Genomic DNA, 24,575 nt, shown 5'->3' on the forward strand with positions numbered 1-24,575 from the left:
AGTTCCCTCTCCCTCCGGGAGAGGGTTAGGGTGAGGGGCTTTTGATTTTTGGTAACGCAGGCTCAGCAAAACCTCAGCCCAGCAACTCACTCATGGCAATAATCTGCTCCGCCACCTGTATCAGCTTCTGCTGCCGGCTCATCGCCTGCCGCCGCATCAGGGTGTAGGCCTCTTCCTCATTGCAATCCTTCATCTTCATCAACAACCCCTTGGCCAGCTCAATACGCTTGCGCTCGGCCAGTTGTTGATCGCGGGCCTGAAGCTGCGCGCGCAACGCCTGATCGCTCTCGAAACGCGCCATCGCCACATCCAGAATCGGCTGCAGACGCTGTGCATGAATGCCTTCAACGATGTAGGCACTGACCCCGGACTTGATCGCCTGACGCATCACCCCCGGATCATGTTCGTCGGTAAACATCACAATGGGCCGTGGCTGGTCGCGGCTGACCAGGACCACTTGTTCCATGACATCGCGGCTCGGTGACTCGGTATCGATCAGGATCACGTCCGGGCGCACTGTTTCGACGCGTGCAGGCAGGTCGATGGTCAGGCCGGACTCGTCGATCACCTCGAAACCGGCCTCGGTCAGTGCCGCTTTCAGGCGTCCGACTTTTTTCGCTGTGTCGTTGATCAACAGAATACGCAACATGTTCGCGGTCTCCTGTCAGCGGCGGGCGAGAAGAGGGACGTTGTCGCTCAGCGCATGCAGTTTGAAGCTGCGCGCGTAAGCGGCCGGGTCGCTGCCGTCCCAGACTTTGCCGTCGAGCAACTGGCTGCTGCGCATGTCGGTGCCCCACGCGGCGACGCCGACCGCGGTGGCGGCGTCGCGGTAGACGTCCAGTTGCTGAACCTGGCGGGCGACGGCGAGGTAATCCGGGTCTTCGCGCAGTAAGCCCCAGCGGCGGAACTGGGTCATGAACCACATGCCGTCCGACAGATACGGCAGATTCACCTCGCCGTTGCCGTGAAAACGCAGCGCGTGCGGGTCTTGCCAGCGATGGCCAAGGCCATCGGCATAGTCACCGAGAAAACGCGGTTCGATGCACGACACCGGCGCATCGAGGTACTCCGGCGCGCTGAGCAACTGTGCGGTGCTGCGGCGGTTTTCCGGGCTTTGTTCGATGAAACGGCTGGCTTCGAGGATCGCCATGACCAATGCGCGTGCGGTGTTGGGGTATTGCTCAACAAATTCGCGCGTGCAGCCAAGGACTTTTTCCGGGTGATCAGGCCAGATGGTCTGGCTGGTGGCGAGGGTGAAACCGAGATCCTGCTGCACCGCGCTGGCGGCCCACGGTTCGCCGACACAAAAGCCATCGATGCGCCCGGCTTGCAAGTGCGCGACCATTTGCGGCGGTGGCACGACCACGCTATCAACATCTCGCAATGGATGAATGCCCTGACTCGCCAGCCAGTAATACAGCCACATCGCGTGAGTGCCGGTGGGGAAGGTCTGCGCGAAGGTGAGTTTTGCGCGGCTTTGGTGCACGTGGCGGTCCAGCGCTTCAGGACTGGTCACGCCCAGATGTTGCAGGCCGTGTGACAGGTTGAGGCTTTGCCCGTTCTGGTTCAGGCCCATCAGCACCGCCATATCGGCCGGGGTGACGCCGCCGATGCCCAGGTGCACGGCGTAGATTAGGCCGTACAGACTGTGGGCGGCATCCAGTTCGCCACTCACCAGTTTGTCGCGAAGGTTGGCCCACGAGCTCTGGCGCTTGAGGTTCAGGGTCAGCCCGTAAGGCTGGGCGAAGCCCTGTGTGGCCGCGACGACGAGCGGAGCGCAATCGCTCAGGGCCATGAAACCGAGGTTGATTGCACGCTTTTCCGGGGCATCGCTGCCATTGACCCAGGCCAGTGGCCCTGGCGAAGGTTCGTTCATATAAAGCCATCTCGAAAAAAAACGCCGTCCCGGTCTTTGCCAAGGCAAATCCCGAAGACGACGCCATTGTCCTTGCCCGCCTGCCGTCATTGGCCGACGCACTGATAGCCAGGAGGGTGCAAGGCATATGCCAGTGCCAGTGATTTGCGCATGCGCCTCGCGCCGCAGGTCGATGCCCGGCTATAATCGCCGCCTCTTTTCGCCGCCCGAGTCATCGCCGCCCATGTACACCCTGGCCCGTCAGCTGTTGTTCAAACTTTCCCCGGAAACCTCCCACGATCTGTCGCTGGATCTGATCGGCGCGGGCGGGCGTTTGGGCCTCAACGGCTTGCTGTGCAAGGCGCCGGCGAAGAAACCGGTGACGGTCATGGGCCTCGAGTTTCCGAACCCGGTGGGGCTGGCGGCGGGTCTGGACAAGAACGGCGCGGCCATCGACGGCTTCGCGCAGCTGGGTTTCGGTTTTGTCGAAATTGGTACCGTGACCCCGCGTCCGCAGCCAGGCAACCCGAAACCACGGATTTTCCGATTGCCGGAAGCCGAGGCGATCATCAACCGCATGGGTTTCAACAACCTCGGTGTCGATAACCTGCTGGCGCGGGTCGCTGCGGCGAAATACAAGGGCGTGCTGGGCATCAACATCGGCAAGAACTTCGACACGCCGGTCGAGCGCGCGGTCGACGACTACCTGATCTGCCTGGACAAGGTGTATGCCCACGCCAGCTACGTGACGGTCAACGTCAGCTCGCCGAACACCCCTGGCCTGCGCAGCCTGCAGTTTGGCGATTCGCTCAAGCAATTGCTCGCTGATCTGGCCACGCGCCGCGCCGAACTGGCCTTGCGTCATGGCAAACATGTGCCGTTGGCGATCAAGATCGCGCCGGACATGACCGATGAAGAAACCGCGCAGGTCGCGCAGGCGCTGATTGAAACCGGCATGGACGCGGTGATCGCAACCAACACCACCCTGAGCCGTGTCGGCGTTGAAGGCATGGAGCATGGCGACGAGGCGGGCGGTTTGTCCGGCGCGCCGGTGCGTGAGAAGAGCACTAACACCGTGAAGGTGCTGGCGGGTGAGTTGGCTGGGCGTTTGCCGATCATTGCGGCTGGCGGCATCACTGAAGGCAAGCATGCGGCCGAGAAGATTCTTGCCGGTGCGAGCCTGGTGCAGATCTACTCGGGCTTCATCTATAAAGGCCCGGCGCTGATTCGCGAGTCGGTCGACGCGATCGCCGCCCTGCGCACATAACCCCAGGCTGACTTGGCCCACGTAGGAGCTGCCGGAGGCTGCGATCTTTTGATTTTGTTTTTAAGAGTCAAAAGCAAGATCAAAAGATCGCAGCCTTCGGCAGCTCCTACATGAGATGTATGTCAGGCATAAAAAAGGGCTCCTCGAAGGAGCCCTTGGGCCGCAGCCCGCCGTCCGGGAAGGACGTGCATGGTAAGTCGTTACATATTCAGATTGTCGTGTCGGAATAAATGCCCTGTGTCAGCCGACGGCGTGAAGTTCGTTGAGTCTGTGGATTCCCGCAGTGCCGGTCATACCGTCCCAGTTGTCGCCGCGTCCTTCTCGCCAGCCGTTGATCCAGGCTTGACGTACCGACGGTAGAGTAAATGGGCAAAGCTCACGGGATTTGCCACCAACGCCATATTGATATCCGCGCAAAAATGCTCTTTCCAACGGATCACGCTTAAGTCTTCTCATAGGGTGTTTCCCTCACTTGTTGACTGTTTGTGTCGCGTTGACCTCAACCGAGGTCGGGCAGAAAACCACCTGCCATGGTGCGGCTCGCTGCCGGCGTGGCGAGCCAAGGTGTTGACGCCGTTGCGACGTCAACCTGTGTTCAGTTCTAACCAATGAGTCACAGCGATGGAATGACCGTTTTGTCATAAGGACGTAACGAAAAGGATGCTATAGCGATAAGTAACGGCGTATTTTTTGAACGTTTATTGAGCAAACCCCGGTATGATCGGCCCCGCGCTGGATGATGGGCTTAATCCTTTAGTGAGAATGACCCACGTTTGCGCTGGGGTATAAAGCGACGAAGGGTCGCTTTAAGACTTTTTGTTTCATCAACTTTTTTATCTGTCCCGGCATCTAAGCTCTTTTAACCCGAGCAGCGGGGATGGAACGGCACACCTTCGTGCCACGCGGGCGTTCTTTTAGAAAAGCGCCTGATTGAAAACCGGATCGGCAATGCGTTGCCGATTCACTAGCCAAAGGCTCTGGAAATACCATGTCCGACCGTTTCGAACTCTTCCTCACTTGCCCTAAAGGCCTTGAAGGCCTGCTCATCGAGGAAGCCGTCGGGCTTGGCCTTGAAGAAGCGCGCGAGCACACCTCCGCTGTGCGTGGCATGGCCACCATGGAAACCGCTTATCGCCTGTGCCTCTGGTCGCGTCTGGCCAACCGCGTGTTGCTGGTGCTCAAGCGTTTCCCGATGAAAGACGCTGAAGACCTCTACCACGGTGTGCTCGACATCGAATGGCAGGATCACATGCTCAGCGACGGCACCCTGGCTGTGGAATTCAGCGGCCACGGTTCAGGCATCGACAACACCCACTTCGGTGCCCTGAAAGTCAAAGACGCCATCGTCGACAAGCTGCGCACGCCGCAGGGCGACCGCCCAAGCATCGACAAGCTCAACCCGGACCTGCGCATTCACCTGCGTCTGGATCGCGGCGAAGCGATTCTCTCCCTCGACCTGTCCGGCCACAGCCTGCACCAGCGTGGCTATCGTTTGCAGCAGGGCGCGGCACCGCTGAAGGAAAACCTTGCCGCGGCGATCCTGATCCGTTCCGGCTGGCCGCGCATTGCCGCCGAAGGTGGCGCGCTGGCTGACCCGATGTGCGGTGTCGGTACGTTCCTCGTCGAAGCGGGGATGATCGCCGCCGACATGGCGCCGAACCTGCGCCGTGAGCAGTGGGGCTTTACCGCGTGGCTCGGTCACGTCCCGGCACTGTGGAAAAAACTCCACGAAGAAGCCGTTGAACGTGCCGCCGCCGGTCTGGCCAAGCCACCGCTGTGGATTCGCGGTTACGAAGCCGACCCACGGCTGATTCAGCCGGGCCGCAACAACGTTGAACGTGCTGGCCTGAGCGAGTGGATCAAGATCTACCAGGGCGAAGTCGCGACCTTCGAGCCGCGTCCGGATCAGAACCAGAAAGGTCTGGTCATCTGCAACCCGCCGTACGGCGAGCGTCTGGGTGACGAAGCCAGCCTGTTGTATCTCTACCAGAACCTCGGCGAGCGTCTGCGTCAGGCTTGCCTGAACTGGGAAGCGGCAGTGTTCACCGGCGCGCCGGATCTGGGCAAGCGCATGGGCATCCGCAGCCACAAACAGTATTCGTTCTGGAACGGCGCGCTGCCGTGCAAGCTGCTGTTGATCAAAGTGCTGCCGGACCAATTCGTCACCGGCGAGCGTCGCACTCCGGAACAGCGTCAGGCCGAGCGCGAGCAAGCGGCTTACGACCAGACCCCGGATGAGCCGCAAGAACGCAAGTTCAACAAGAACGGCAACCCGATCAAACCGACGCCAGCCCCGGCACCGGTGATCGAGCAGCCGCGCCTGAGCGAAGGCGGGCAGATGTTTGCCAACCGCCTGCAAAAGAACCTCAAGGCGATGGGCAAGTGGGTCAAGCGCGAAGGCATTGATTGCTACCGCGTCTACGATGCCGACATGCCTGAATATGCGATGGCCATCGACCTGTATCACGATTGGGTGCACGTCCAGGAATACGCCGCGCCGAAGTCGATCGATCCGGAAAAAGCCTCGGCGCGCATGTTCGATGCCCTGGCAGCCATTCCGCAGGCGTTGAATGTCGACAAGAGCCGCGTGGTGGTCAAACGCCGCGAGCGCCAGAGCGGCACCAAGCAGTACGAGCGTCAGGCTGCGCAAGGCAAGTTCAATGAGGTCAGCGAGGGCGGCGTGAAGTTGCTGGTCAACCTCACCGACTACCTCGACACCGGTCTGTTCCTCGATCATCGGCCGATGCGCATGCGCATTCAGAAGGAGGCGGCCGGCAAGCGCTTCCTCAATCTGTTCTGCTACACCGCGACCGCCAGTGTGCACGCGGCCAAGGGCGGCGCGCGCAGCACCACCAGCGTCGACCTGTCGAAAACCTACCTCGACTGGGCGCGCCGCAACCTGTCGTTGAACGGCTTCTCCGACAAGAACCGTCTGGAGCAGGGCGATGTCATGGCGTGGCTGGAAAGCAGCCGGGACGAGTACGATCTGATCTTCATCGATCCGCCGACCTTCTCCAATTCCAAGCGCATGGAAGGCATCTTCGACGTGCAACGTGATCAGGTGCAGTTGATCGACCTGGCCATGGCTCGTCTGGCAACCGGTGGCGTGCTGTATTTCTCCAACAACTTCCGCAAGTTCCAGTTGGAAGAAAACCTCGCCGAGCGTTACGCGGTCGAGGAAATCAGCGCGCAAACCATCGATCCGGACTTCGCCCGCAACACCAAGATTCACCGCGCCTGGAAAATCACGGCTCGTTGACGCTTTGCAAAATTGGATCCACAGAGCCTTGATTTTTAAAGGCTCCGTGGATCCTGCCGCGCTAGCTAAATTAGTGGCTAATAGCTATAACTCACACACGGTCAATGGGGTTTTCCCGTAAATGCTGGCGTAGTGAGTTGTCCTTATGTCGTTGCACCCCGTGCGCCCAAAGATTCTGGGTTTTATCAGCGAAGACGTCTCGGCCTGGCTGGTCGCGGTGCTGGTATTGCTCGCCGGCGGGATTCTCACGGGGCTGCTCGCCTGGGCCACTCTCAATCAGTTTCAGCAACAAACCCGTCAACGTTTTCAGTTGCTGGCCAACGAACGTTACAGCCGCATCGAAGAACGCTTTCAGGATCAAGAGCAACGCCTCGACGGCCTGCGCCGCTTCTTCGCCAATTCTGAATCGGTGTCCCGCGCCGAATTCGACGGTTACACCCAACCCTTATTAATGCGTACCCAGGCCTATTCGTTTGCCATCAAGGTCAGCGGTGCCGAGCGCGCTGCGTTCGAGCAACGGGTGCGTGACGAAGGCCTGAGTAACTTCACCCTCCGTGAATTGAACGCGCAGGGCGAGCTGCAACTGGCGGGGGTGCGCGATCAATACGTGGCGGTGCTCTACAGTCAGACGCAAAGTCGGCTTGGCTCGCCGTTGGGTTATGACTTGCTGGCGCAACCCTTGCGCCGTGACACCCTGCAACGCGCCGACAAGCTTGGCGGGCTGGCGGTATCGCAACCGATGCATCTGGTCAGCATCGAACCGTCCTATGCACGCGGGGTGCTGCTGGTGGCGCCGGTGAGTCGCAATGGCGAGCGGCAGTCGTTTGGCTACGTGATGGCGGTGATCAGCATGCGCCAGTTACTGGCCGACGGTTTACCGGACGCGTTCCATGACTACCTGTCGGTGCGCATTCTCGACATGTCGACCAATGATCAGCATGAAGTGTTGTTCGAGTCGACCAACGAGGCGGCACCGAGTGAGCTGTCCGCAACGCGTCTGGTGCGCATGGCCGATCATGATTATCAGGTCGATATTCTGCCGAGCGACGCGTTCGTCCAGGCCAATCACTCGTCGGTCGGCAGCGTAATCATTCTAGGTGGCTTGCTCAGTCTGCTGCTCAGCGCCTTGCTCTACGTGTTGGTCAGTCAGCGTCAGCGCGCCTTGCGCATGGTCGAGCTGCGCACGCAGGAGTTGCATGCCAGCGAACAGGAGCTGCGCGGCACCCACGGTCAGTTGCGTGGCGTGCTGAACGCGGCGACGCAAGTGGCGATCATCGCCACCGATCTGCGTGGCGTCATCAACACCTTCAACCCCGGTGCCGAACAAATGCTTGGCTACACCAGTGCCGACGTGGTTGGCCACATGACCCTGGAAAACCTGCACCTGCCCCGCGAGTTGACCGCCCGCGCCGCCGAGCTGAGTGCGCGTTACGGTAAAACCATCCCGACCTGCCACGCGATGCTGGTCGAGGGCGGCGAAGTCGGTGGCCACGAGGCCCGCGAGTGGACGCTGGTGCGCAGCGATGGCAGTCATCTGCCCGTGAACATGCTCGCCACGCCGGTACTGGATGAGCAGGGTTTGTGGGTCGGGCATCTGGCGATCTGTATCGACATCACCGAGCGCAAGCGCGTGCACGAGGTGCTGGCGGCGCGGGATGTGTTGCTCAAGAAGCTCAGCGCACACGTACCCGGCGGCATCTATCAGTTCAAGATGGAATTCGACGGGCGCTTCAGCGTGATCTACGCCAGCGACGGTATCCGTGAGATCTACGAACTCGAACCGGACGTGTTGCTGTTCAACGCCGAAGCGATCTTCACGCGTATTCATCCGCAAGACATTACCCGCGTACGCTCTTCGATTCGCGCCTCGGCGGACAACCTTAGTCCATGGCGCGAGGAGTATCGCGTGCAACTGCCCGAGCGCGGCCTGCGCTGGGTGCGCGGCGAAGCGACGCCGGAAGAGTTGCCGGGCGGCGGGGTGCTGTGGCACGGCTATATTTCGGATATTTCCGATCTCAAGCGAGTAGAGGAAGAATTGCGTGCTCTATCGGTGACCGACTCGCTGACAGGGATTCATAACCGCCGCTACTTTCAGGAGCGCCTGACCACCGAAATGGCCCGGGTCGAGCGCGGCGGTGGCGAACTGTCGGTGATCATGCTCGACATCGACCACTTCAAACGCATCAACGATCAGTATGGCCATGCCGTGGGTGACCGGGTGTTGCAGGCAGTCTGTGAGCGGATTGGTCATCGTCTGCGGCGCACCGATGTCTTCTGTCGCTTGGGTGGCGAGGAATTCATGGTGCTGTGCCCGGACATCGACGGTGAGCATGCGCACACGCTGGCGGTTGAGTTGTGGCAGGGTTTGCGCAGTACGCCGGTGGATGTGGTCGGTGTGGTGACGGCGAGTTTCGGTATCGCCAGTTGGCGACCGGGGGAGGGCGCGGATGCGCTGTTGCTCAGAGCGGATTCGGGTGTGTATATGGCAAAGCAGCGCGGGCGCGATCGTGTCGAACAGATGAGTTAGACCCTGCCACCCAACCAATGTGGGAGCGAGCCTGCTCGCGAAGGCGGTGTATCAGTCAGCACATTTATTGACTGACCTGACGCCTTCGCGAGCAGGCTCGCTCCCACAGGTTTTTGTGGTGTTGCCTGAACGGCGTTACAGGACCGAAGCGGTCTGCGGCAGTTTCGGCTGTTTGTAGAGATCCAGCAGCACCTGATCCAGCACCGACGATGCACCGAACGGCGCCTTGTCGTTGAGGATCGCCACCACCGCCCAGGTATTGCCATTCACGTCGCGGCTGAAACCGGCAATCGCCCGCACGGTGTTCAACGTACCTGTCTTGACGTGCGCCTCACCGCGCATCGCCGTGGTTTTCAGGCGCTTGCGCATGGTGCCGTCGGTACCGGCGATCGGCAGCGAGCTGATGTACTCGGCGGCGTACGGGCTGTGCCAGGCGGCTTGCAGCATGCTCGCCATCTCGCGGGCGCTGACCCGTTCGGCGCGCGACAAGCCAGAGCCGTTCTCCATCACCAGGTGCGGCGCGGTGATGCCCTTTTTCGCCATCCACTGACGGACCACACGCTGCGCTGCCTTGGCGTCGTCGCCGTCGGCGTCATTGCGGAATTTCTGCCCAAGACTCAGGAACAACTGCTGAGCCATGGTGTTGTTACTGTATTTATTGATGTCGCGGATGATCTCCGCCAGATCCGGCGAGTAAGCACGGGCCAGCAGCTTGGCGTTGCCCGGCGTCGAGGCCAGACGATCCTTGCCTTGAATGCTGCCACCCAGTTCTTTCCAGATTGCGCGCACGGCCCCAGCGGTGTAGGTCGCGTGGTCGAGCAGCGACAGGTAGGTTTGCGAGCTGCAGCCTTCGCCCAACTGGCCGGCCACTGTCACGGTCACGCTGCCATCGGCTTGTGGCACGGGGTTGTAGCGCACGCCGCCGGTGCATTGCTTGGAGGGCAGCGCCTTGACGGTGTTTTCGATGCGCACGCTGGCGATTGGCGGCTCAACCGAGATCAGCACCCGGCCATTGTCGTTGCGGGCAACAAATCGCAGGGCTTTGAGGTTGACCAGCAGCGAATCCGGTTTGACCAGGAACGGCTTGTTCTCGTCATTGCCGTCATCGTTGAATTCCGGCAGCACTGGCTGCACAAAGAAGTTGCGGTCGAGGATCAAGTCGCCGGTGATTTGGGTCACGCCGTTGGCGCGCAGGTCGCGCATCAGCAGCCAGAGTTTTTCCATGTTCAGTTTCGGATCGCCGCCACCCTTGAGGTAGAGGTTGCCGTTGAGAATGCCGCCGTTGAGGTCACCGTCGGTGTAGAACTCGGTCTTCCACTGATGGTTCGGGCCGAGCATTTCCAGCGCCGCGTAGGTGGTGACCAGTTTCATGGTCGAGGCCGGGTTGACCGACACGTCGGCGTTGAACACGGTCGGCGTGCCCGGGCCGTCGAGCGGCACCATCACCAGCGACAGCGCGCTGGGCTGCAATTTGCTCGCCTTGAGGGCTTTTTCGACGTTCGGGGTGAGGGAGGTGTTGATGGTGGCAGCAGAAACATTCAGGGCCAGTGGAAGAAGAAGGCCGGCGAGAAACAGTGGACGCAACGATTTGATCATATGAAATAAAACCCTACAGCCGAGGGGAAAAAAGACGAGGACATGGATGAAAAGGTCCTCAGTGGTCACGAAAGTGTCGGCATTATGCCCCAAGGTGTAAGCGATTGTGCCGTCCTCGGGGTGTCGATTCGTTGATTTTTTTACAGGCGGTCGGTCGCTGTGTCCAGAGAGGCGGGCAATCGATTGCTTAAACTGGTAAAGTGCCCGCCGTATTTACTTAAGAGGATTGTTCCAATGGCGACTAACCGTTCCCAGCGTCTGCGCAAAAAACTGTGCGTTGATGAATTTCAAGAGCTGGGTTTCGAACTGAACCTGGACTTCAAAGAAGACTTGTCCGAAGAAGCCATTGACGCTTTCCTCGAAGCATTCATCAAAGAAGCCATGGAAGCCAACGGTCTGGGTTATGTTGGCGGCGACGACTTCGGTCTGGTTTGCCTGCAGAAGCGTGGCTCGGTCAACGAAGAGCAGCGCGCTGCCGTTGAAGCCTGGCTGAAAACCCGCTCCGAGCTGACCAAGTACGAAGTCAGCCCGTTGCTGGACGTGTGGTATCCGGAAAAGCCGATCAACGCGGCTAAGTGATACTGAAAAAAACGGCGACCTGAGGGTCGCCGTTTTTTTTCGTCTGGTGTTTGAGTGTTCGGTTTGGGATTTGTGGTGCGTCTGCCCCTCATCGGAACGCCGCCCGCCCAGCCCTCTCCCCCTGGAGAGGGAGCCGATTTATTGGCTTTTCAAAATTTGAGTTCAACTCGGGATTACGTGTCGCTATAACTCCCGCATCCAACGCGGTCAGTCCCCTCTCCCTCCGGGAGAGGGCTAGGGTGAGGGGCTTTTGACCTTAAGCTTTGCGCCAGTTCAAAATCAGCAGCGTCAAAACCCCCGCGACAATCCCCCAGAACGCCGAACCAATGGAAAACAGTGTCAGCCCCGACGCCGTGACCATAAAGGTAATCAGCGCCGCCTCACGCTCCTTCACCTCGGTCATGGCAATGCTCAAGCCATTGATGATCGAACCGAACAGCGCCAATGCTGCAATCGACAGCACCAGCTCCTTCGGCAATGCCGCGAACAACGCCGCCAATGTTGCGCCGAACACCCCGGCAATCCCGTAGAAAATCCCGCACCAGACCGCAGCGGTGTAGCGCTTGTTGCGATCTTCATGGGCGTGCGGCCCGGTGCAGATCGCCGCGCTGATGGCCGCGAGGTTGATGCCATGGGAGCCGAACGGCGCCAGCAACAGCGAGGCGATGCCGGTGGTGGTGATCAGCGGTGAGGCCGGGACGTTGTAGCCATCTGCGCGCAGTACGGCGATGCCGGGCATGTTCTGCGAGGTCATCGCGACCACGAACAGCGGAATGCCAATGCTGATCGTCGCGGCGAGCGAGAAGTGCGGCGTCGTCCACACCGGCGTCGCCACTTCGAGATGAAAACCGCTGAAATCCAGCAGCCCCATGAAGCCAGACAGCGCGGTGCCGATCAGCAGCGCGGCGAGCACGGCATAACGCGGCGACAGACGCTTGACCACCAAATAAGTGAAGAACATCCCCAACACCAGCCCGGTACGGTGCTGCGCGGCGACGAAGATTTCGCTGCCGATCTTGAACAGAATCCCTGCCAGCAATGCGGCGGCGAGCGAGGCCGGGATCTTTTTCACCAGCCGTTCGAAGCTGCCGGTCAGCCCACAGATCGTCACCAGCACCGCGCAGGTGATGTAAGCACCAATGGCCTCGCCGTAGCTGACACCGCCAAGACTGGTGATCAGCAGGGCCGCGCCGGGCGTCGACCAGGCGATGGTGATCGGCGTGCGATAGCGCAGCGACAGCCCGATCGAACACACCGCCATGCCGATCGAAATTGCCCAGATCCACGAAGAAATCTGCCCGCTGGTCAGGCCCGCCGCTTGTCCGGCCTGGAACATCAGCACCAGCGAGCTGGTGTAGCCGGTCATCATCGCGATGAACCCGGCGACGATGGCCGAGGGTGAAGTATCGGCCAGCGGGCGCAGTTGAGTGTGGGTGGCGTCGTTCATGACGGCGGTGTTCCTTATACCAATGAAGATGTCCGCCATGACGCAAGCCCTGTAGGAGCTGCCGAAGGCTGCGATCTCTTGATCTTGCTTATTAAAATCAAAGTCAAAAGTTCGAAGCCTTCGGCAGCTCCTACAGGGTAGGTGGTGTTCTGGCGGCGGATTCTGCGATCAAGCCTAAACTCAATCGTAACGGATCGTTGCAATACAGCCGAAGTCACAAACAGCCGTACAGTCGTGTTGCCACCTTCCATTGTGTACAATCGCGCTGTTTTTTACGCGATACTTGCCAGCGACCTACTGTGCCGTATTACAGTCACGGTCAATTCGCCGCAGTTCTCCCGACTCGAGTGCCCATGAACGAACAGTTGCAACCCCTCAAGAAACAACCGCGAGCAGGCAAAGCCGGCCGCAGCGGAACCCAGGACGATATTGTCTACGCGCATATCTTCGAGGCCATCCTCGAACAGCGTCTGGCGCCCGGCACAAAATTGAGCGAAGAAGCGCTGGGGGAAATCTTCGGGGTCAGCCGCACCATCATTCGCCGCGCGCTCTCGCGTCTGGCCCATGAAGGCGTGGTGCTGTTGCGGCCGAACCGTGGCGCCGTGGTCGCCAGCCCGAGCGTTGAAGAAGCCCGTCAGGTTTTTCTCGCCCGTCGTCTGGTCGAACGTGCGATCACTGAGCTGGCGGTACAACACGCCACCGCCGAGCAGATCGCCGAGCTGCGGCAGATGGTCAACGACGAACGCGACAGTTTCTCCCGTGGCGATCGCGGCGCCGGTATTCGTCTGTCGGGCGAGTTCCACCTGAAACTGGCGGAAGCGGCAATGAATGCCCCGTTGATCAGCTTCCAGCGCAGCCTCGTTTCGCAGACCTCGCTGATCATCGCCCAGTACGAGAGCGGCAACCGCTCGCACTGCTCGTACGACGAACATACCCAGTTGATCGACGCGATCGAGAAACGTGACGGTGAGTTGGCGGTGAATTTGATGATGCATCACATGGATCACATCGACAGCAAGCTCAACCTCGACGAGGAAGGCGCATCGGATGATCTGCATGCGGTGTTCTCGCATTTGTTGCAGACCAAGAAGCCGGGGCGTCCAGCGGCCAAGCTCTAAAGTAGACCGAGTCGCTCCCTTCGCGAGCAGGCTCGCTCCCACAGGGGAATGCATTTCAAATGTGGGAGCGAGCCTGCTCGCGAAGGCGTACTGACAGGCAATAAAAATCCCCCGGGGTGAACACCACCGGGGGATTTTTTATGCCTGAAAAACTTAGCGCTGATGCACCAACGCACCCGCCGCATACGTCTGCTGCACCGTGCGGTCATCGCCCAGCGTCATCAATACAAACAGCGTTTCGGCAATGTTATTGGCCTGCTTCAAGCGATAGCTCAGCAGCGGTGTAGCGTTGTAATCCAGCACCAGGAAGTCGGCATCCGAACCCGGTTGCAGATTACCGATCTTGTCTTCCAGGCGCAGTGCCCGCGCACCGCCCAGCGTCGCCAGGTACAGCGACTTGAACGGGCTCAGTCGTGCCCCTTGCAGTTGCATCACTTTGTACGCTTCGTTCAGCGTCTGCAGCAGCGAGAAACTGGTACCGCCGCCAACGTCAGTGCCCAGGCCGACATTCACTTTGTGCTTCTCGGCCATCGGCAGATTGAACAAGCCGCTGCCGAGGAAGAAGTTCGAGGTCGGGCAGAACGAGATCGCCGAACCGGTCTCTGCCAGACGCGCGCATTCGTCGTCGCACAGGTGCACACCGTGGGCAAACACCGAGCGCTCGCCGAGCAGTTGGTAGTGATCGTAAACGTCGAGGTAGCCCTTGCGCTCCGGGAACAGTTCCTTGACCCACTCGATTTCCTTGAGGTTCTCGCTGATGTGGGTCTGCATGTACAGATCCGGGTATTCGGTCAGCAGTTGCCCGGCGAGGGTCAGTTGTTCCGGGGTGCTGGTCGGTGCGAAACGCGGGGTGACCGCGTAGTGCAAGCGACCCTTGCCGTGCCAGCGCTCGATCAGCGCCTTGCTCTCGATGTAGCTCGATTCTGCGGTGTCGGTCAGATAGTCCGGGGCGTTGCGGTCCATCATCACCTTGCCGGCGATCATTCGCAGGTCGAGCTTTTCGGCCGCTTCGAAGAACGAGTTCACCGACTGCGGGTGCACGCTGCCGAATACCAGTGCGGTGGTGGTGCCGTTGCGCAGCAGTTCCTTGATGAAGATGTCGGCGACGTCATCGGCGTGGGCCTTGTCGCCGAACTGGCTTTCGCACGGGAAGGTGTAGGTGTTGAGCCAGTCGAGCAGTTGCTCGCCGTAGGCACCGACCATGCCGGTTTGCGGCAGGTGAATGTGCGTGTCGATGAAGCCCGGGGTAATCAGCGCGTCTTGGTAGTGCTCGATTTCGATGTCCGCCGGCAGGGTCGGCAGCAAATCACTGGCGTGGCCAAGGGCGCTGATCTTGCCGCCATCGACCACCAGCAGGCCATCCTCGAAATATTCGTAGGAGGCTTCGATCCCGACTTCGGCGGGGTCGGCGATGCTGTGCAGGATGGCGGCGCGGTAGGCTTTGCGAGTCAGAGGCATGAGGGTTCTCTAATCAGTTTGAGGCTTTGAGTTTGGTGGCTTGACTGCGCCGCGAAACCGGCAGCAGTTTGGCAATCGGTTCGGCGCTGGCAGTCTGCTGGCCGAAGTTGGCGTTATAGGTGGCGATGATTTCGCCGGCGATGGAGATGGCGATTTCCACAGGCAGTTTGCCTTTGACTTCGCCGATGCCCATCGGGCAGCGCATGCGTTGTACGACGCCGCTGTCGAAGCCGCGATCACGCAAACGGTGTTCGAACTTGGCGCGTTTGGTCTTTGAACCAATCAGCCCGAAGTAGGCAAAGTCGTTGCGCTTGAGGATCGCAGCAGTGAGTTCAAGGTCGAGCTGATGGTTGTGGGTCATGACGATGCAGTAGCTGCCGACGGGCAGCTCATCGATTTCATCTACCGGCTCTTCGGCGACGATTTTACGCACGCCGTGAGGGATCTGTTCGGGGAATTCGGTCTCGCGCGAATCGATCCAGCGTACCCGGCAGGGCAGGCTGGCGAGCAGCGGCACCAAGGCGCGGCCAACGTGACCGGCACCGAACACAGCGATCTGCGCCTGCACCTGGCCCATGGGTTCGAACAGCAACACGGTGGCGCCGCCGCAGCACTGGCCAAGGCTGGCGCCGAGGCTGAAGCGCTCCAGATGGGTGTCCTGCTTACCGCTGGCGAGCATGTCGCGGGCGATCTGCATGGCTTTGTATTCCAGATGCCCGCCACCGATGGTGTCGAAGCTCTGGTTAGCGCTGATGACCATTTTCGAGCCGGCATTGCGTGGCGTCGAGCCGAGTTCTTCGATGATCGTCACCAGCACACAGGGTTCGCCCTGGTTTTGCAGGTCGGCGAGGGCGTCGATCCAGTTGTACATAGTTCACCCCTACAACATCGTTGTCTGTCCGGGCCTCTTCGCGAGCAGGCTCGCTCCCACATTTGGAATGCATTCCCCTGTGGGAGCGAGCCTGCTCGCGAATGGCCGCGCCTCGGTCCTAGAGCGGAGCCAGCTCGGTCTCAGCTTCAACGGCTTTCACCGTCTTCAACTGACGCATCTGCTCGCACCCCCACAACACCCGCTCCGGCGTTGCCGGCGCATCGATCTGCGGCTGATGCTTGTAGTCACCGAGGCTCGCCACCGCATCCTTGATCGCACACCACGAGGCAATCCCGAGCATGAACGGCGGTTCACCGACAGCCTTGGAATGGAACACCGTGTCTTCCGGGTTCTTGCGGTTCTCCACCAGTTTCACCCGCAGGTCGAGCGGCATGTCCGCCACGGCCGGGATCTTGTAGCTGGCCGGGCCGTTGGTCATCAGCTTGCCTTTGTTGTTCCAGACCAGCTCCTCCATGGTCAGCCAGCCCATGCCCTGGATGAAGCCACCTTCGACCTGGCCGATGTCGATGGACGGGTTCAGCGAGGCGCCGACGTCGTGAAGAATGTCGGTACGCAGCATTTTGTACTCGCCGGTCAGGGTGTCGACGATTACCTCGCAGCACGCCGCGCCGAAGGCAAAGTAGTAGAACGGACGGCCGCGGGCCTGGCTGCGGTCATAGTAGATTTTCGGGGTCTTGTAGAACCCGGTGCTCGACAGCGAAACCTGATTGAAATACGCCTGCTGGATCAGCGCTTCAAAGGTCAGGATGTGGTCACGAACGCGCACATGACCGTTGTGGAATTCGACGTCTTCTTCAGTGACTTTGAAGTGACGTGCCGCAAATTCGATCAGGCGTTTCTTGATGATTTCCGCCGCGTTCTGCGCCGCTTTACCGTTCAGGTCAGCGCCGCTGGACGCCGCCGTCGGCGAGGTGTTTGGCACCTTGTCGGTGTTGGTCGCGGTGATCTGCACACGATCGATGTCAACCTGGAACACTTCGGCCACGACCTGCGCGACTTTGGTGTTCAGGCCCTGACCCATTTCCGTGCCGCCATGGTTCAGGTGAATGCTGCCGTCGGTGTAAATGTGGATCAGCGCACCGGCCTGGTTCAAGAAGCTCGCGGTAAAGGAAATGCCGAATTTTACCGGCGTCAGCGCCAGGCCTTTTTTCAGGATCGGGCTGTTGGCGTTGTAGCGACGGATCGCTTCGCGACGCTCGTGGTACTGGCTGCTTTCTTCCAGTTCGGCGGTCATCTCTTCGAGCATGTTGTGCTCGACGGTCTGGTAGTAGTGGGTGACGTTGCGCTCGGTCTTGCCGTAGTAGTTGGCCTTGCGCACAGCGAGCGGATCGAGTTGCAGGTGACGGGCAATCGCGTCCATCACTTCTTCGATCGCGACCATGCCTTGCGGGCCACCGAAACCACGGTAAGCGGTGTTCGACGCGGTGTTGGTCTTGCAGCGGTGACCGTGAATGGTCGCGTCACCGAGGTAGTACGAGTTGTCCGAGTGGAACATCGCGCGGTCAACGATGGAGGCGGACAAGTCCGGTGAGCAGCCGCAGTTGCCGGCCAGGTCCATGTTGATCCCGTGCAGGCGCCCGGTGCTGTCGAAGCCGACGTCGTACTCGACGTAGAACGGGTGACGCTTGCCGGTCATCAGCATGTCTTCGACGCGCGGCAGGCGCATTTTGGTCGGCTGACCGGTGAGGTGCGCAACCACCGCGCACAGGCACGCCGGGCTGGCAGCTTGCGTTTCCTTGCCGCCGAAACCGCCACCCATGCGACGCATGTCGACGACGATTTTGTTCATCGACACGTCGAGTACTTCGGCGACCAGTTTTTGCACTTCGGTCGGGTTCTGCGTCGAGCAGTAGACGATCATGCCGCCGTCTTCGGTGGGCATCACCGAGGAGATTTGCGTCTCCAGGTAGAAGTGTTCCTGACCGCCGATGTGCAGCGTGCCCTGAATGCGATGTTCAGCGGTCGCCAGCGCCGAGACCGAATCGCCGCGCTGGTGAGTGTGGCTGTCGAGCACGAAGTGGCGCTTGCGCAGGGCTTCGACCACGTCGAGCACTGGCTCGAGATCTTCGTATTCGATGATCGCGGCCATCGCGGCTTTGCGCGCGGTTTCCAGATCCTTCGCGGCAACGGCAAGCACCGGTTGACCGACAAATTGCACGTCATCGATGGCCAGCAGCGGGTCGCCCGGCATCAATGGGCCGATGTCTTTCAGGCCCGGCACGTCTTCGTGGGTGATGGCGATGCGCACGCCTTCGAAGGCGTAGCACGGCGAGGTGTCGATGCTGATGATTTTCGCGTGGGCGCGGTCCGACATGCGTGCATAAAGGTGCAGCTGGTTGGGAAATTCCAGGCGGTCATCAATGTACTGCGCTTCACCGGACACGTGCTTGGCGGCGCTGTCGTGTTTGACGCTGCGGCCGACACCGGAGGTCAGATCCTTGGCGAACAATTCAGCCAGTTCAGCTTGAGTTTTCTCTACGCCGTGATGGTTAGACATAAGCGGTCACCCGAGTCTCGATGTGCGGTGTTTGCAGTTCGATGAAGTATTTGCGCAGCAGGTTCTGCGCGCTGAGCAGGCGATATTCCTTGCTGGCGCGGAAGTCCGAGAGCGGTGTGAAGTCTTCGGCCAGTGCGGCGCAGGCACGTTCGACCACGGCGTTGTTGAACGGCGCACCGATCAGCGCGGCTTCACAATGGGCGGCGCGTTTCGGGATCGCAGCCATGCCGCCGAACGCCATGCGCGCATCGGTGATCACGCCGTTCTCGACGCGCAGGTTGAACGCGGCGCAGACGGCGGAGATGTCGTCGTCCAGGCGCTTGGAGACTTTATAGGCGCGAAACAGCTGCTCGGCCGTGGCGCGCGGCACGATGATCTTCTCGATGAATTCACTTTCCTGACGGGCAGTGACTTTGTAATCGATGAAGTAATCTTCGAGGTTCAAGGTACGGCGGGTTTCGCCTTTGCACAGCACGACCTGCGCGCCGAGGGCGATCAGCAGCGGCGGCGAGTCGCCGATTGGCGAGGCGTTGCCGATGTTGCCGCCGAGGGTGCCCTGGTTGCGGATCTGCAGGGAGGCGAAGCGGTGCAGCAGTTCGCCGAAGTCCGGGTACTCGGCGTTCAGCGCTTCGTAGCAGTCGGAGAGGGCGGTGGCGGCGCCGATTTCGATGCGGTCTTCAAAGGTGTCGATGCGCTTCATTTCCGCGACGTTGCCGACGTAGATCATCACCGGCAAGGTGCGGTGGAACTGGGTGACTTCCAGGGCCAGATCGGTACCGCCGGCGAGCAGGCGCGCTTGTGGATACGCGTCGTAGAGGTCGGCCAGATCAGCGACAGTCAGCGGCACCAGGCAGCGCTTGTCGCCGCTGTTGAGTTCGCCGATATCGGTCGGGGCGATGGCTTTCAGGCGCGCGATGGTGTCTGCTTCGCGTGCATCGAACTGATCCGCTTGCTTGCCACAGCAGGATTGCTCGGCAGCCGCCAGAATAGGGCGGTAGCCGGTGCAGCGGCAGAGGTTGCCGGCCAGCGCTTCGTGGGCCTTGGCGTGATCCGGTGCATCGCTGTTCTTTTGCAGGGCGAACAGCGACATGACGAAGCCGGGGGTGCAGAAACCGCACTGCGAACCGTGGCACTCGACCATGGCTTTCTGCACGCTGTGCAGTTCGCCTTTGTGCTTGAGGTCTTCGACGCTGATCAGTTGTTTGCCGTGCAGCGACGATACAAAGGTCAGGCACGAGTTGAGGCTGCGATAGCGAATGTATTCGCGGCCATCGTCATCCGTTTGCAACTCACCGACCACCACGGTGCAGGCGCCGCAGTCACCGCTGGCACAACCTTCTTTGGTGCCCGATTTACCGACGTGTTCACGCAGGTAATTGAGCACAGTCAGATTCGGGTCCAGGGCGTGCTCGCTACGGAGTTCCTGGTTAAGTAAAAACTGGATCACGGAAGGCCTCGCAGACTCATTATTGTTGTTAACCGACGTGAACCGAATTTAGCAGGTCTGACTTTTCGGTCAATGGTTTTCTGACTTAAAGGTCAGGAAAATGCATTTCGTCGATCAACAACGTGTCTATTCAGTATTGACCCTCATCGGTCACCCCGCTTTTTTGCGGGATTCGTGCCAAAAACCGCTGAGAGGGCACTCCGCCATGACCGTGCTTATGCGCTACACTGCGCCGCTTGTGCAGATCGATAGAGTTTGAAGGACAACCATGACGTTCAAGGCGCCGGACAGCCTCGCCGAGCAAATCGCTCACCACCTCGCCGAACGCATCATTCGTGGCGAAATGAAGCCGGGAGAGCGCATCCAGGAACAGAAGGTCACGCTGGCACTGAATGTCAGCCGCGGCTCCGTCCGCGAAGCCTTGCTGATCCTCGAACGCCGCCACCTGATCGCGATCCTGCCGCGCCGTGGTGCGCACGTCACCGAACTGACGCCGCACAAGGTGCAGAGCCTGTGTACGCTGATGAGCGAGCTGTACATCCTGCTCGGTAACTCGGTGGCCAATGGCTGGCAAGTGCAGTCGGACATGGCGCCGTTCGTGCAGATCCAGCAGCGCCTGACCGCCAGCTACGAGCGTCAGGACATCCGCAGCTTTGTCGACGACAGCTTCAGCGTGATGCGCGCCGCTTATCCGTTCGCCAACAACCCGTACCTGCAAGAGACCGTCGAGAACCTGCAACCGGCGATGAGCCGTGCGTACTTCCTCGCCCTCGAACAGCGCAAGGCCTCCATGAGCGAGTTCCTTGAACTGTTCGAACGCTTGCTGGCCGCCGTGCTTGCCCGTGATTTACCGCAGATCCGCATCGTGCTGACGGCATACGCCCAGCGCAGCTGCGATCTGGTGGTGTCCGCCCTGACGGTTGCCTAAGCGTGCGGCTCAAGTGCATCAAACTGGCGGGATTCAAATCCTTCGTCGACCCGACCACGGTGAACTTCCCCAGTAACATGGCGGCGGTCGTCGGGCCGAACGGTTGCGGCAAGTCGAACATCATCGACGCCGTACGCTGGGTGATGGGCGAAAGTTCGGCGAAGAACCTGCGTGGCGAATCGATGACCGACGTCATCTTCAACGGTTCGACCAGTCGCAAACCGGTGAGTCAGGCCAGTATCGAGCTGGTTTTCGACAACTCCGACGGCACCTTGCTCGGCGAATACGCGGCCTACGCGGAGATTTCGATTCGCCGCAAAGTCACCCGCGACAGCCAGACCACTTATTACCTCAACGGCACTAAATGCCGGCGTCGTGACATTACCGATATCTTCCTCGGCACCGGTCTGGGCCCGCGCAGCTACTCGATCATCGAGCAGGGGATGATCTCCAAGCTGATCGAATCCAAGCCCGAAGACCTGCGTAATTTCATCGAAGAAGCGGCCGGCATCTCGAAATATAAAGAGCGCCGCCGCGAGACCGAAAACCGCATCCGCCGCACCCACGAAAACCTCGCGCGCCTGACTGACTTGCGCGATGAGCTGGAACGTCAACTCGAACGCCTGCACCGTCAGGCCGAAGCGGCGAAGAAGTATCAGGAATTCAAAGCCGAGGAGCGTCAGCTCAAGGCGCAACTGTCGGCCCTGCGCTGGCAGGATCTTAACGATCAGGTCGGCCAGCGCGAGTCGATCATCGGCACCCAGGAAATCAGTTTCGAAGCCTTGGTCGCCGAGCAGCGCAATGCCGACGCGGCCATCGAGCGCCTGCGCGACGGTCACCATGACCTGTCCGAACGCTTCAATCTGGTGCAAGGTCGCTTTTATTCGGTCGGCGGCGACATCGCCCGGGTCGAGCAGAGCATCCAGCACGGCCAGCAACGTCTGCGGCAGTTGCAGGACGACTTGAAAGAAGCCGAGCGCGCCCGCCTGGAAACCGAATCGCATCTGGGCCACGACCGCACGTTGCTGCTGACCCTCGGCGAAGAGCTGGACATGCTCACCCCCGAGCAGGAAGTCACCAACGCTGCCGCAGAAGAAGCCGCCGCTGCGCTGGAAGATTCCGAATCCGTCATGCATGGCTGGCAGGAGCAGTGGGACGCCTTCAACCTGACCTCCGCCGAACCGCGCCGTCAGGCCGAAGTGCAGCAGTCGCGCATCCAGCAGCTGGAAACCAGCATGGAGCGCCTCGCCGACCGGCAAAAACGTCTCGGTGAAGAACGCGCGCTGCTCTCGGCAGATCCCGAAGACGCGGCGATCATGGAACTCAACGAGCAGCTCGCCGAATCCGAAGCGACTCTGGAAGATTTGCAGACCAGCGAAGAAGCACAGGTCGAGAAACTCGAACAACTGCGTCAGGAATTGCAGCAAGCGCTGACCGCGCAGCAGCAGGCACAGGGGGACTTGCAGCGCCTCAACGGTCGCCTGGCGTCCCTTGAAGCCTTGCAGCAAGCAGCACTGGATCCGGGCACTGGCACCGCCGAATGGCTGAAGGAACATAACCTCGCCGAACGTCCGCGTCTGGCCGAAGGCCTGAAGGTCGAGGCCGGTTGGGAATTGGCGGTGGAAACCGTGCTCGGCGCCGATCTGCAAGCGGTGCTGGTCGACGATTTCAGTGGCTTCGATTTGTCCGGGTTCACGCAGGGCGATTTGCGCCTGCTCAGCCCGGCCAGCGATGGCGTGCGGGTCGCCGGCAGCTTGCTCGATAAGGTCGACGCGCAGATCGATCTGTCGCCGTGGCTCGGTCAGGTCAAACCGGTCGACAGCCTTGAGCAGGCCTTGGCCTTGCGCGGGCAGTTAAGCGCCGGCGAGAGCCTGATCAGCCGCGATGGTTACTGGGTCGGCCGACACTTCCTGCGCGTACGTCGTGCCAGCGAAGCGGAAAGCGGCATGCTCGCCCGTGGCCAGGAAATCGAAGCGCTGCACCTTGAACGCGAAGAGAAAGAAGCCACGGTCGAGGCCATGGAAACTCGCTTGCAAACCCTGCGCGCGCAACAGCGTCAGCAGGAAAACGGTCGCGAACATTTGCGCCGTTTGCTGCAAGACGAAGCGCGCCAGCAGGGCGAGTTGAAAGCGCAGCTGTCCGCCGGTAAAGCCAAGGCCGAACAGCTGACCTTGCGCCGTACCCGTCTCGATGAAGAGCTGGTCGAACTCGGCGAACAACGCGAGCTTGAGCACGAACAAGTCGGCGAAGCGCGCATGCAGTTGCAGGAAGCCCTCGATGCGATGGCACTGGACACCGAGCAGCGCGAGTTGCTGCTGGCCCAGCGCGACAGCCTGCGCGAACGCCTCGACCGTGTGCGTCAGGAAGCGCGCCAGCACAAGGACCACGCGCACCAGTTGGCCGTGCGTCTTGGCTCGTTGCGCGCGCAGCACGACTCCACGCGCCAAGCCCTGGAGCGTCTGGAAATGCAGGCCGAGCGCCTGACCGAAAAGCGCGAACAGTTGAGTCTGAATCTGGAGGAGGGCGAGGCGCCGCTGGAAGAGCTGCGCCTGAAACTCGAAGAACTGCTCGACAAGCGCATGACCGTCGACGAAGAACTCAAGACTGCGCAGATCGCTCTCGAAGATGCCGACCGCGAATTGCGCGACGCGGAAAAACGCCGGACTCAGGCCGAGCAGCAATCGCAGCTTATTCGCGGTCAGCTCGAGCAGCAGCGCATGGAATGGCAAGCCCTGACCGTGCGCCGCAAGGCCTTGCAGGATCAATTGCTCGAAGACGGCTACGATCTCAACGGCGTGCTCGCGACATTAACCGCGCAAGCCAGTGAACGCGAAGCCGAAGAAGAACTCGAACGCATCAGCGCGCGGATTCAGCGCCTGGGTGCGATCAACCTCGCGGCCATCGATGAATACACGCAACAGTCCGAGCGCAAGCGTTATCTGGATGCGCAGGATGCCGATCTGGTCGAAGCGCTGGAGACCCTGGAAAACGTTATACGCAAGATCGACAAGGAAACCCGTAATCGCTTCAAAGATACCTTTGATCAGATCAATGGCGGTTTACAGGCACTTTTTCCAAAAGTTTTCGGTGGCGGACGGGCGTATTTGGAACTGACGGGCGAAGATCTACTCGATACAGGGGTAACGATCATGGCGCAGCCACCAGGGAAGAAGAACAGCACCATCCATTTGCTCTCCGGCGGGGAAAAAGCCCTGACCGCGCTGGCACTGGTTTTTGCGATCTTCAAGTTGAACCCGGCGCCGTTCTGCATGCTCGATGAAGTTGACGCGCCGCTGGATGACGCTAACGTTGGACGCTACGCACGTTTGGTCAAAGAGATGTCGCAGACCGTGCAGTTCATCTATATCACCCACAACAAGATCGCCATGGAAATGGCCGAGCAGTTGATGGGCGTAACGATGCATGAGCCGGGTTGTTCGCGACTGGTGGCCGTGGATGTCGAGGAGGCGATGGCGATGGTGGACGCCTAGCGGCGCAGCTTCGAGCGATAAGCTGCAAGCTGCAAGAGAAGAGCTTGTGGCTTGAAGCTCGCGACTTGCAGCTGAGCTGCGCAAAGATGACAACAGACTGACTATTTGAATGAAAGTGGCAAATCGACACAATTTGCGCAGCGATTTCGACAGACGGTGTAAAGTTGTCTTTGGTCGTGCTAGTTTAATGTCAATTTTTCGTATACGTGGGCAA

At 60.2% G+C, this 24,575-nt stretch carries 16 protein-coding genes and 1 pseudogene; 7 read left to right on the plus strand and 10 right to left on the minus strand.

The window, feature by feature from the left end:
* Positions 1 to 73 precede the first annotated feature (73 nt).
* Both P3G59_RS09730 and P3G59_RS09735 read right to left on the minus strand, forming a co-directional pair.
* The gene (locus tag P3G59_RS09730) at positions 74 to 649 is read right to left on the minus strand and encodes an ANTAR domain-containing protein (protein ID WP_007916390.1); all 576 of its coding nucleotides are present in this window, start codon (positions 647 to 649) and stop codon (positions 74 to 76) included.
* Positions 650 to 664: 15 nt separating this feature from the next.
* Positions 665 to 1,876, minus strand: coding sequence for a CmpA/NrtA family ABC transporter substrate-binding protein (locus P3G59_RS09735; RefSeq protein ID WP_277761359.1), 1,212 nt, complete (start codon positions 1,874 to 1,876; stop codon positions 665 to 667).
* Between the two features lie 223 nt (positions 1,877 to 2,099).
* On the opposite strand from P3G59_RS09735, the gene P3G59_RS09740 reads away from it, so the two are divergent.
* A complete protein-coding gene (locus P3G59_RS09740; RefSeq protein WP_095124891.1) occupies positions 2,100 to 3,122 on the plus strand; it encodes a quinone-dependent dihydroorotate dehydrogenase in 1,023 nt (340 codons plus the stop codon).
* A gap of 240 nt (positions 3,123 to 3,362) precedes the next feature.
* On the opposite strand, the gene P3G59_RS09745 is transcribed toward P3G59_RS09740, so the two are convergent.
* The gene (locus P3G59_RS09745) at positions 3,363 to 3,578 is read right to left on the minus strand and encodes a ribosome modulation factor (RefSeq protein ID WP_003223300.1); all 216 of its coding nucleotides are present in this window, start codon (positions 3,576 to 3,578) and stop codon (positions 3,363 to 3,365) included.
* Positions 3,579 to 4,110: 532 nt separating this feature from the next.
* Between P3G59_RS09745 and rlmKL the strand changes: the two genes are divergently transcribed.
* Both rlmKL and P3G59_RS09755 read left to right on the plus strand, forming a co-directional pair.
* Complete coding sequence (gene rlmKL, locus P3G59_RS09750) at positions 4,111 to 6,381, plus strand: bifunctional 23S rRNA (guanine(2069)-N(7))-methyltransferase RlmK/23S rRNA (guanine(2445)-N(2))-methyltransferase RlmL (protein WP_186623443.1); 2,271 nt, start codon at positions 4,111 to 4,113, stop codon at positions 6,379 to 6,381.
* Between the two features lie 145 nt (positions 6,382 to 6,526).
* Entirely contained in the window at positions 6,527 to 8,908 is a 2,382-nt protein-coding gene (locus P3G59_RS09755) for a diguanylate cyclase (protein WP_277761360.1), read from the plus strand.
* Between the two features lie 20 nt (positions 8,909 to 8,928).
* On the opposite strand, the pseudogene P3G59_RS09760 reads toward P3G59_RS09755, so the two are convergent.
* Both P3G59_RS09760 and dacB read right to left on the minus strand, forming a co-directional pair.
* A pseudogene (locus P3G59_RS09760) lies at positions 8,929 to 9,015 on the minus strand (metal ABC transporter ATP-binding protein); the annotation flags it as partial.
* A 28-nt stretch (positions 9,016 to 9,043) separates the two neighbouring features.
* Positions 9,044 to 10,504: a D-alanyl-D-alanine carboxypeptidase/D-alanyl-D-alanine-endopeptidase gene (dacB, locus tag P3G59_RS09765; RefSeq protein ID WP_277761361.1), complete on the minus strand. Its 1,461-nt coding sequence runs from the start codon at positions 10,502 to 10,504 to the stop codon at positions 9,044 to 9,046.
* 234 nt (positions 10,505 to 10,738) lie between these two features.
* Between dacB and P3G59_RS09770 the strand changes: the two genes are divergently transcribed.
* Positions 10,739 to 11,083: a YggL family protein gene (locus P3G59_RS09770; protein WP_007916365.1), complete on the plus strand. Its 345-nt coding sequence runs from the start codon at positions 10,739 to 10,741 to the stop codon at positions 11,081 to 11,083.
* 256 nt (positions 11,084 to 11,339) lie between these two features.
* On the opposite strand, the gene P3G59_RS09775 is transcribed toward P3G59_RS09770, so the two are convergent.
* On the minus strand, positions 11,340 to 12,530 hold the full coding sequence (locus tag P3G59_RS09775) for a benzoate/H(+) symporter BenE family transporter (RefSeq protein WP_108226635.1): 1,191 nt from the start codon (positions 12,528 to 12,530) through the stop codon (positions 11,340 to 11,342).
* Between the two features lie 353 nt (positions 12,531 to 12,883).
* Here P3G59_RS09775 and P3G59_RS09780 point away from each other — a divergent pair, with 353 nt between their 5' ends.
* Positions 12,884 to 13,648, plus strand: a complete 765-nt coding sequence (locus P3G59_RS09780; protein ID WP_007918375.1) for a GntR family transcriptional regulator — start codon at positions 12,884 to 12,886, stop codon at positions 13,646 to 13,648.
* Positions 13,649 to 13,801: 153 nt separating this feature from the next.
* On the opposite strand, the gene guaD is transcribed toward P3G59_RS09780, so the two are convergent.
* From guaD to xdhA, 4 genes are all read right to left on the minus strand, one after another.
* Positions 13,802 to 15,106, minus strand: coding sequence for a guanine deaminase (guaD, locus tag P3G59_RS09785; RefSeq protein ID WP_277761362.1), 1,305 nt, complete (start codon positions 15,104 to 15,106; stop codon positions 13,802 to 13,804).
* Between the two features lie 13 nt (positions 15,107 to 15,119).
* Positions 15,120 to 15,977: a xanthine dehydrogenase accessory protein XdhC gene (gene xdhC / locus P3G59_RS09790; protein WP_277761363.1), complete on the minus strand. Its 858-nt coding sequence runs from the start codon at positions 15,975 to 15,977 to the stop codon at positions 15,120 to 15,122.
* A 118-nt stretch (positions 15,978 to 16,095) separates the two neighbouring features.
* Positions 16,096 to 18,495, minus strand: a complete 2,400-nt coding sequence (xdhB, locus tag P3G59_RS09795; RefSeq protein WP_277761364.1) for a xanthine dehydrogenase molybdopterin binding subunit — start codon at positions 18,493 to 18,495, stop codon at positions 16,096 to 16,098.
* Positions 18,488 to 19,942, minus strand: coding sequence for a xanthine dehydrogenase small subunit (xdhA, locus tag P3G59_RS09800; RefSeq protein WP_277761365.1), 1,455 nt, complete (start codon positions 19,940 to 19,942; stop codon positions 18,488 to 18,490). Before xdhA ends, xdhB begins: the two co-directional genes overlap by 8 nt.
* Positions 19,943 to 20,210: 268 nt before the next feature.
* Here xdhA and P3G59_RS09805 point away from each other — a divergent pair, with 268 nt between their 5' ends.
* Both P3G59_RS09805 and smc read left to right on the plus strand, forming a co-directional pair.
* A complete protein-coding gene (locus P3G59_RS09805; protein WP_038365421.1) occupies positions 20,211 to 20,870 on the plus strand; it encodes a GntR family transcriptional regulator in 660 nt (219 codons plus the stop codon).
* A 2-nt stretch (positions 20,871 to 20,872) separates the two neighbouring features.
* A complete protein-coding gene (gene smc / locus P3G59_RS09810) occupies positions 20,873 to 24,361 on the plus strand; it encodes a chromosome segregation protein SMC (protein ID WP_277761366.1) in 3,489 nt (1,162 codons plus the stop codon).
* The last annotated feature ends 214 nt before the right edge of the window (positions 24,362 to 24,575 follow it).

It is taken from the genome of Pseudomonas sp. A34-9 (assembly GCF_029543085.1).
Taxonomy (GTDB): Bacteria; Pseudomonadota; Gammaproteobacteria; order Pseudomonadales; family Pseudomonadaceae; genus Aquipseudomonas.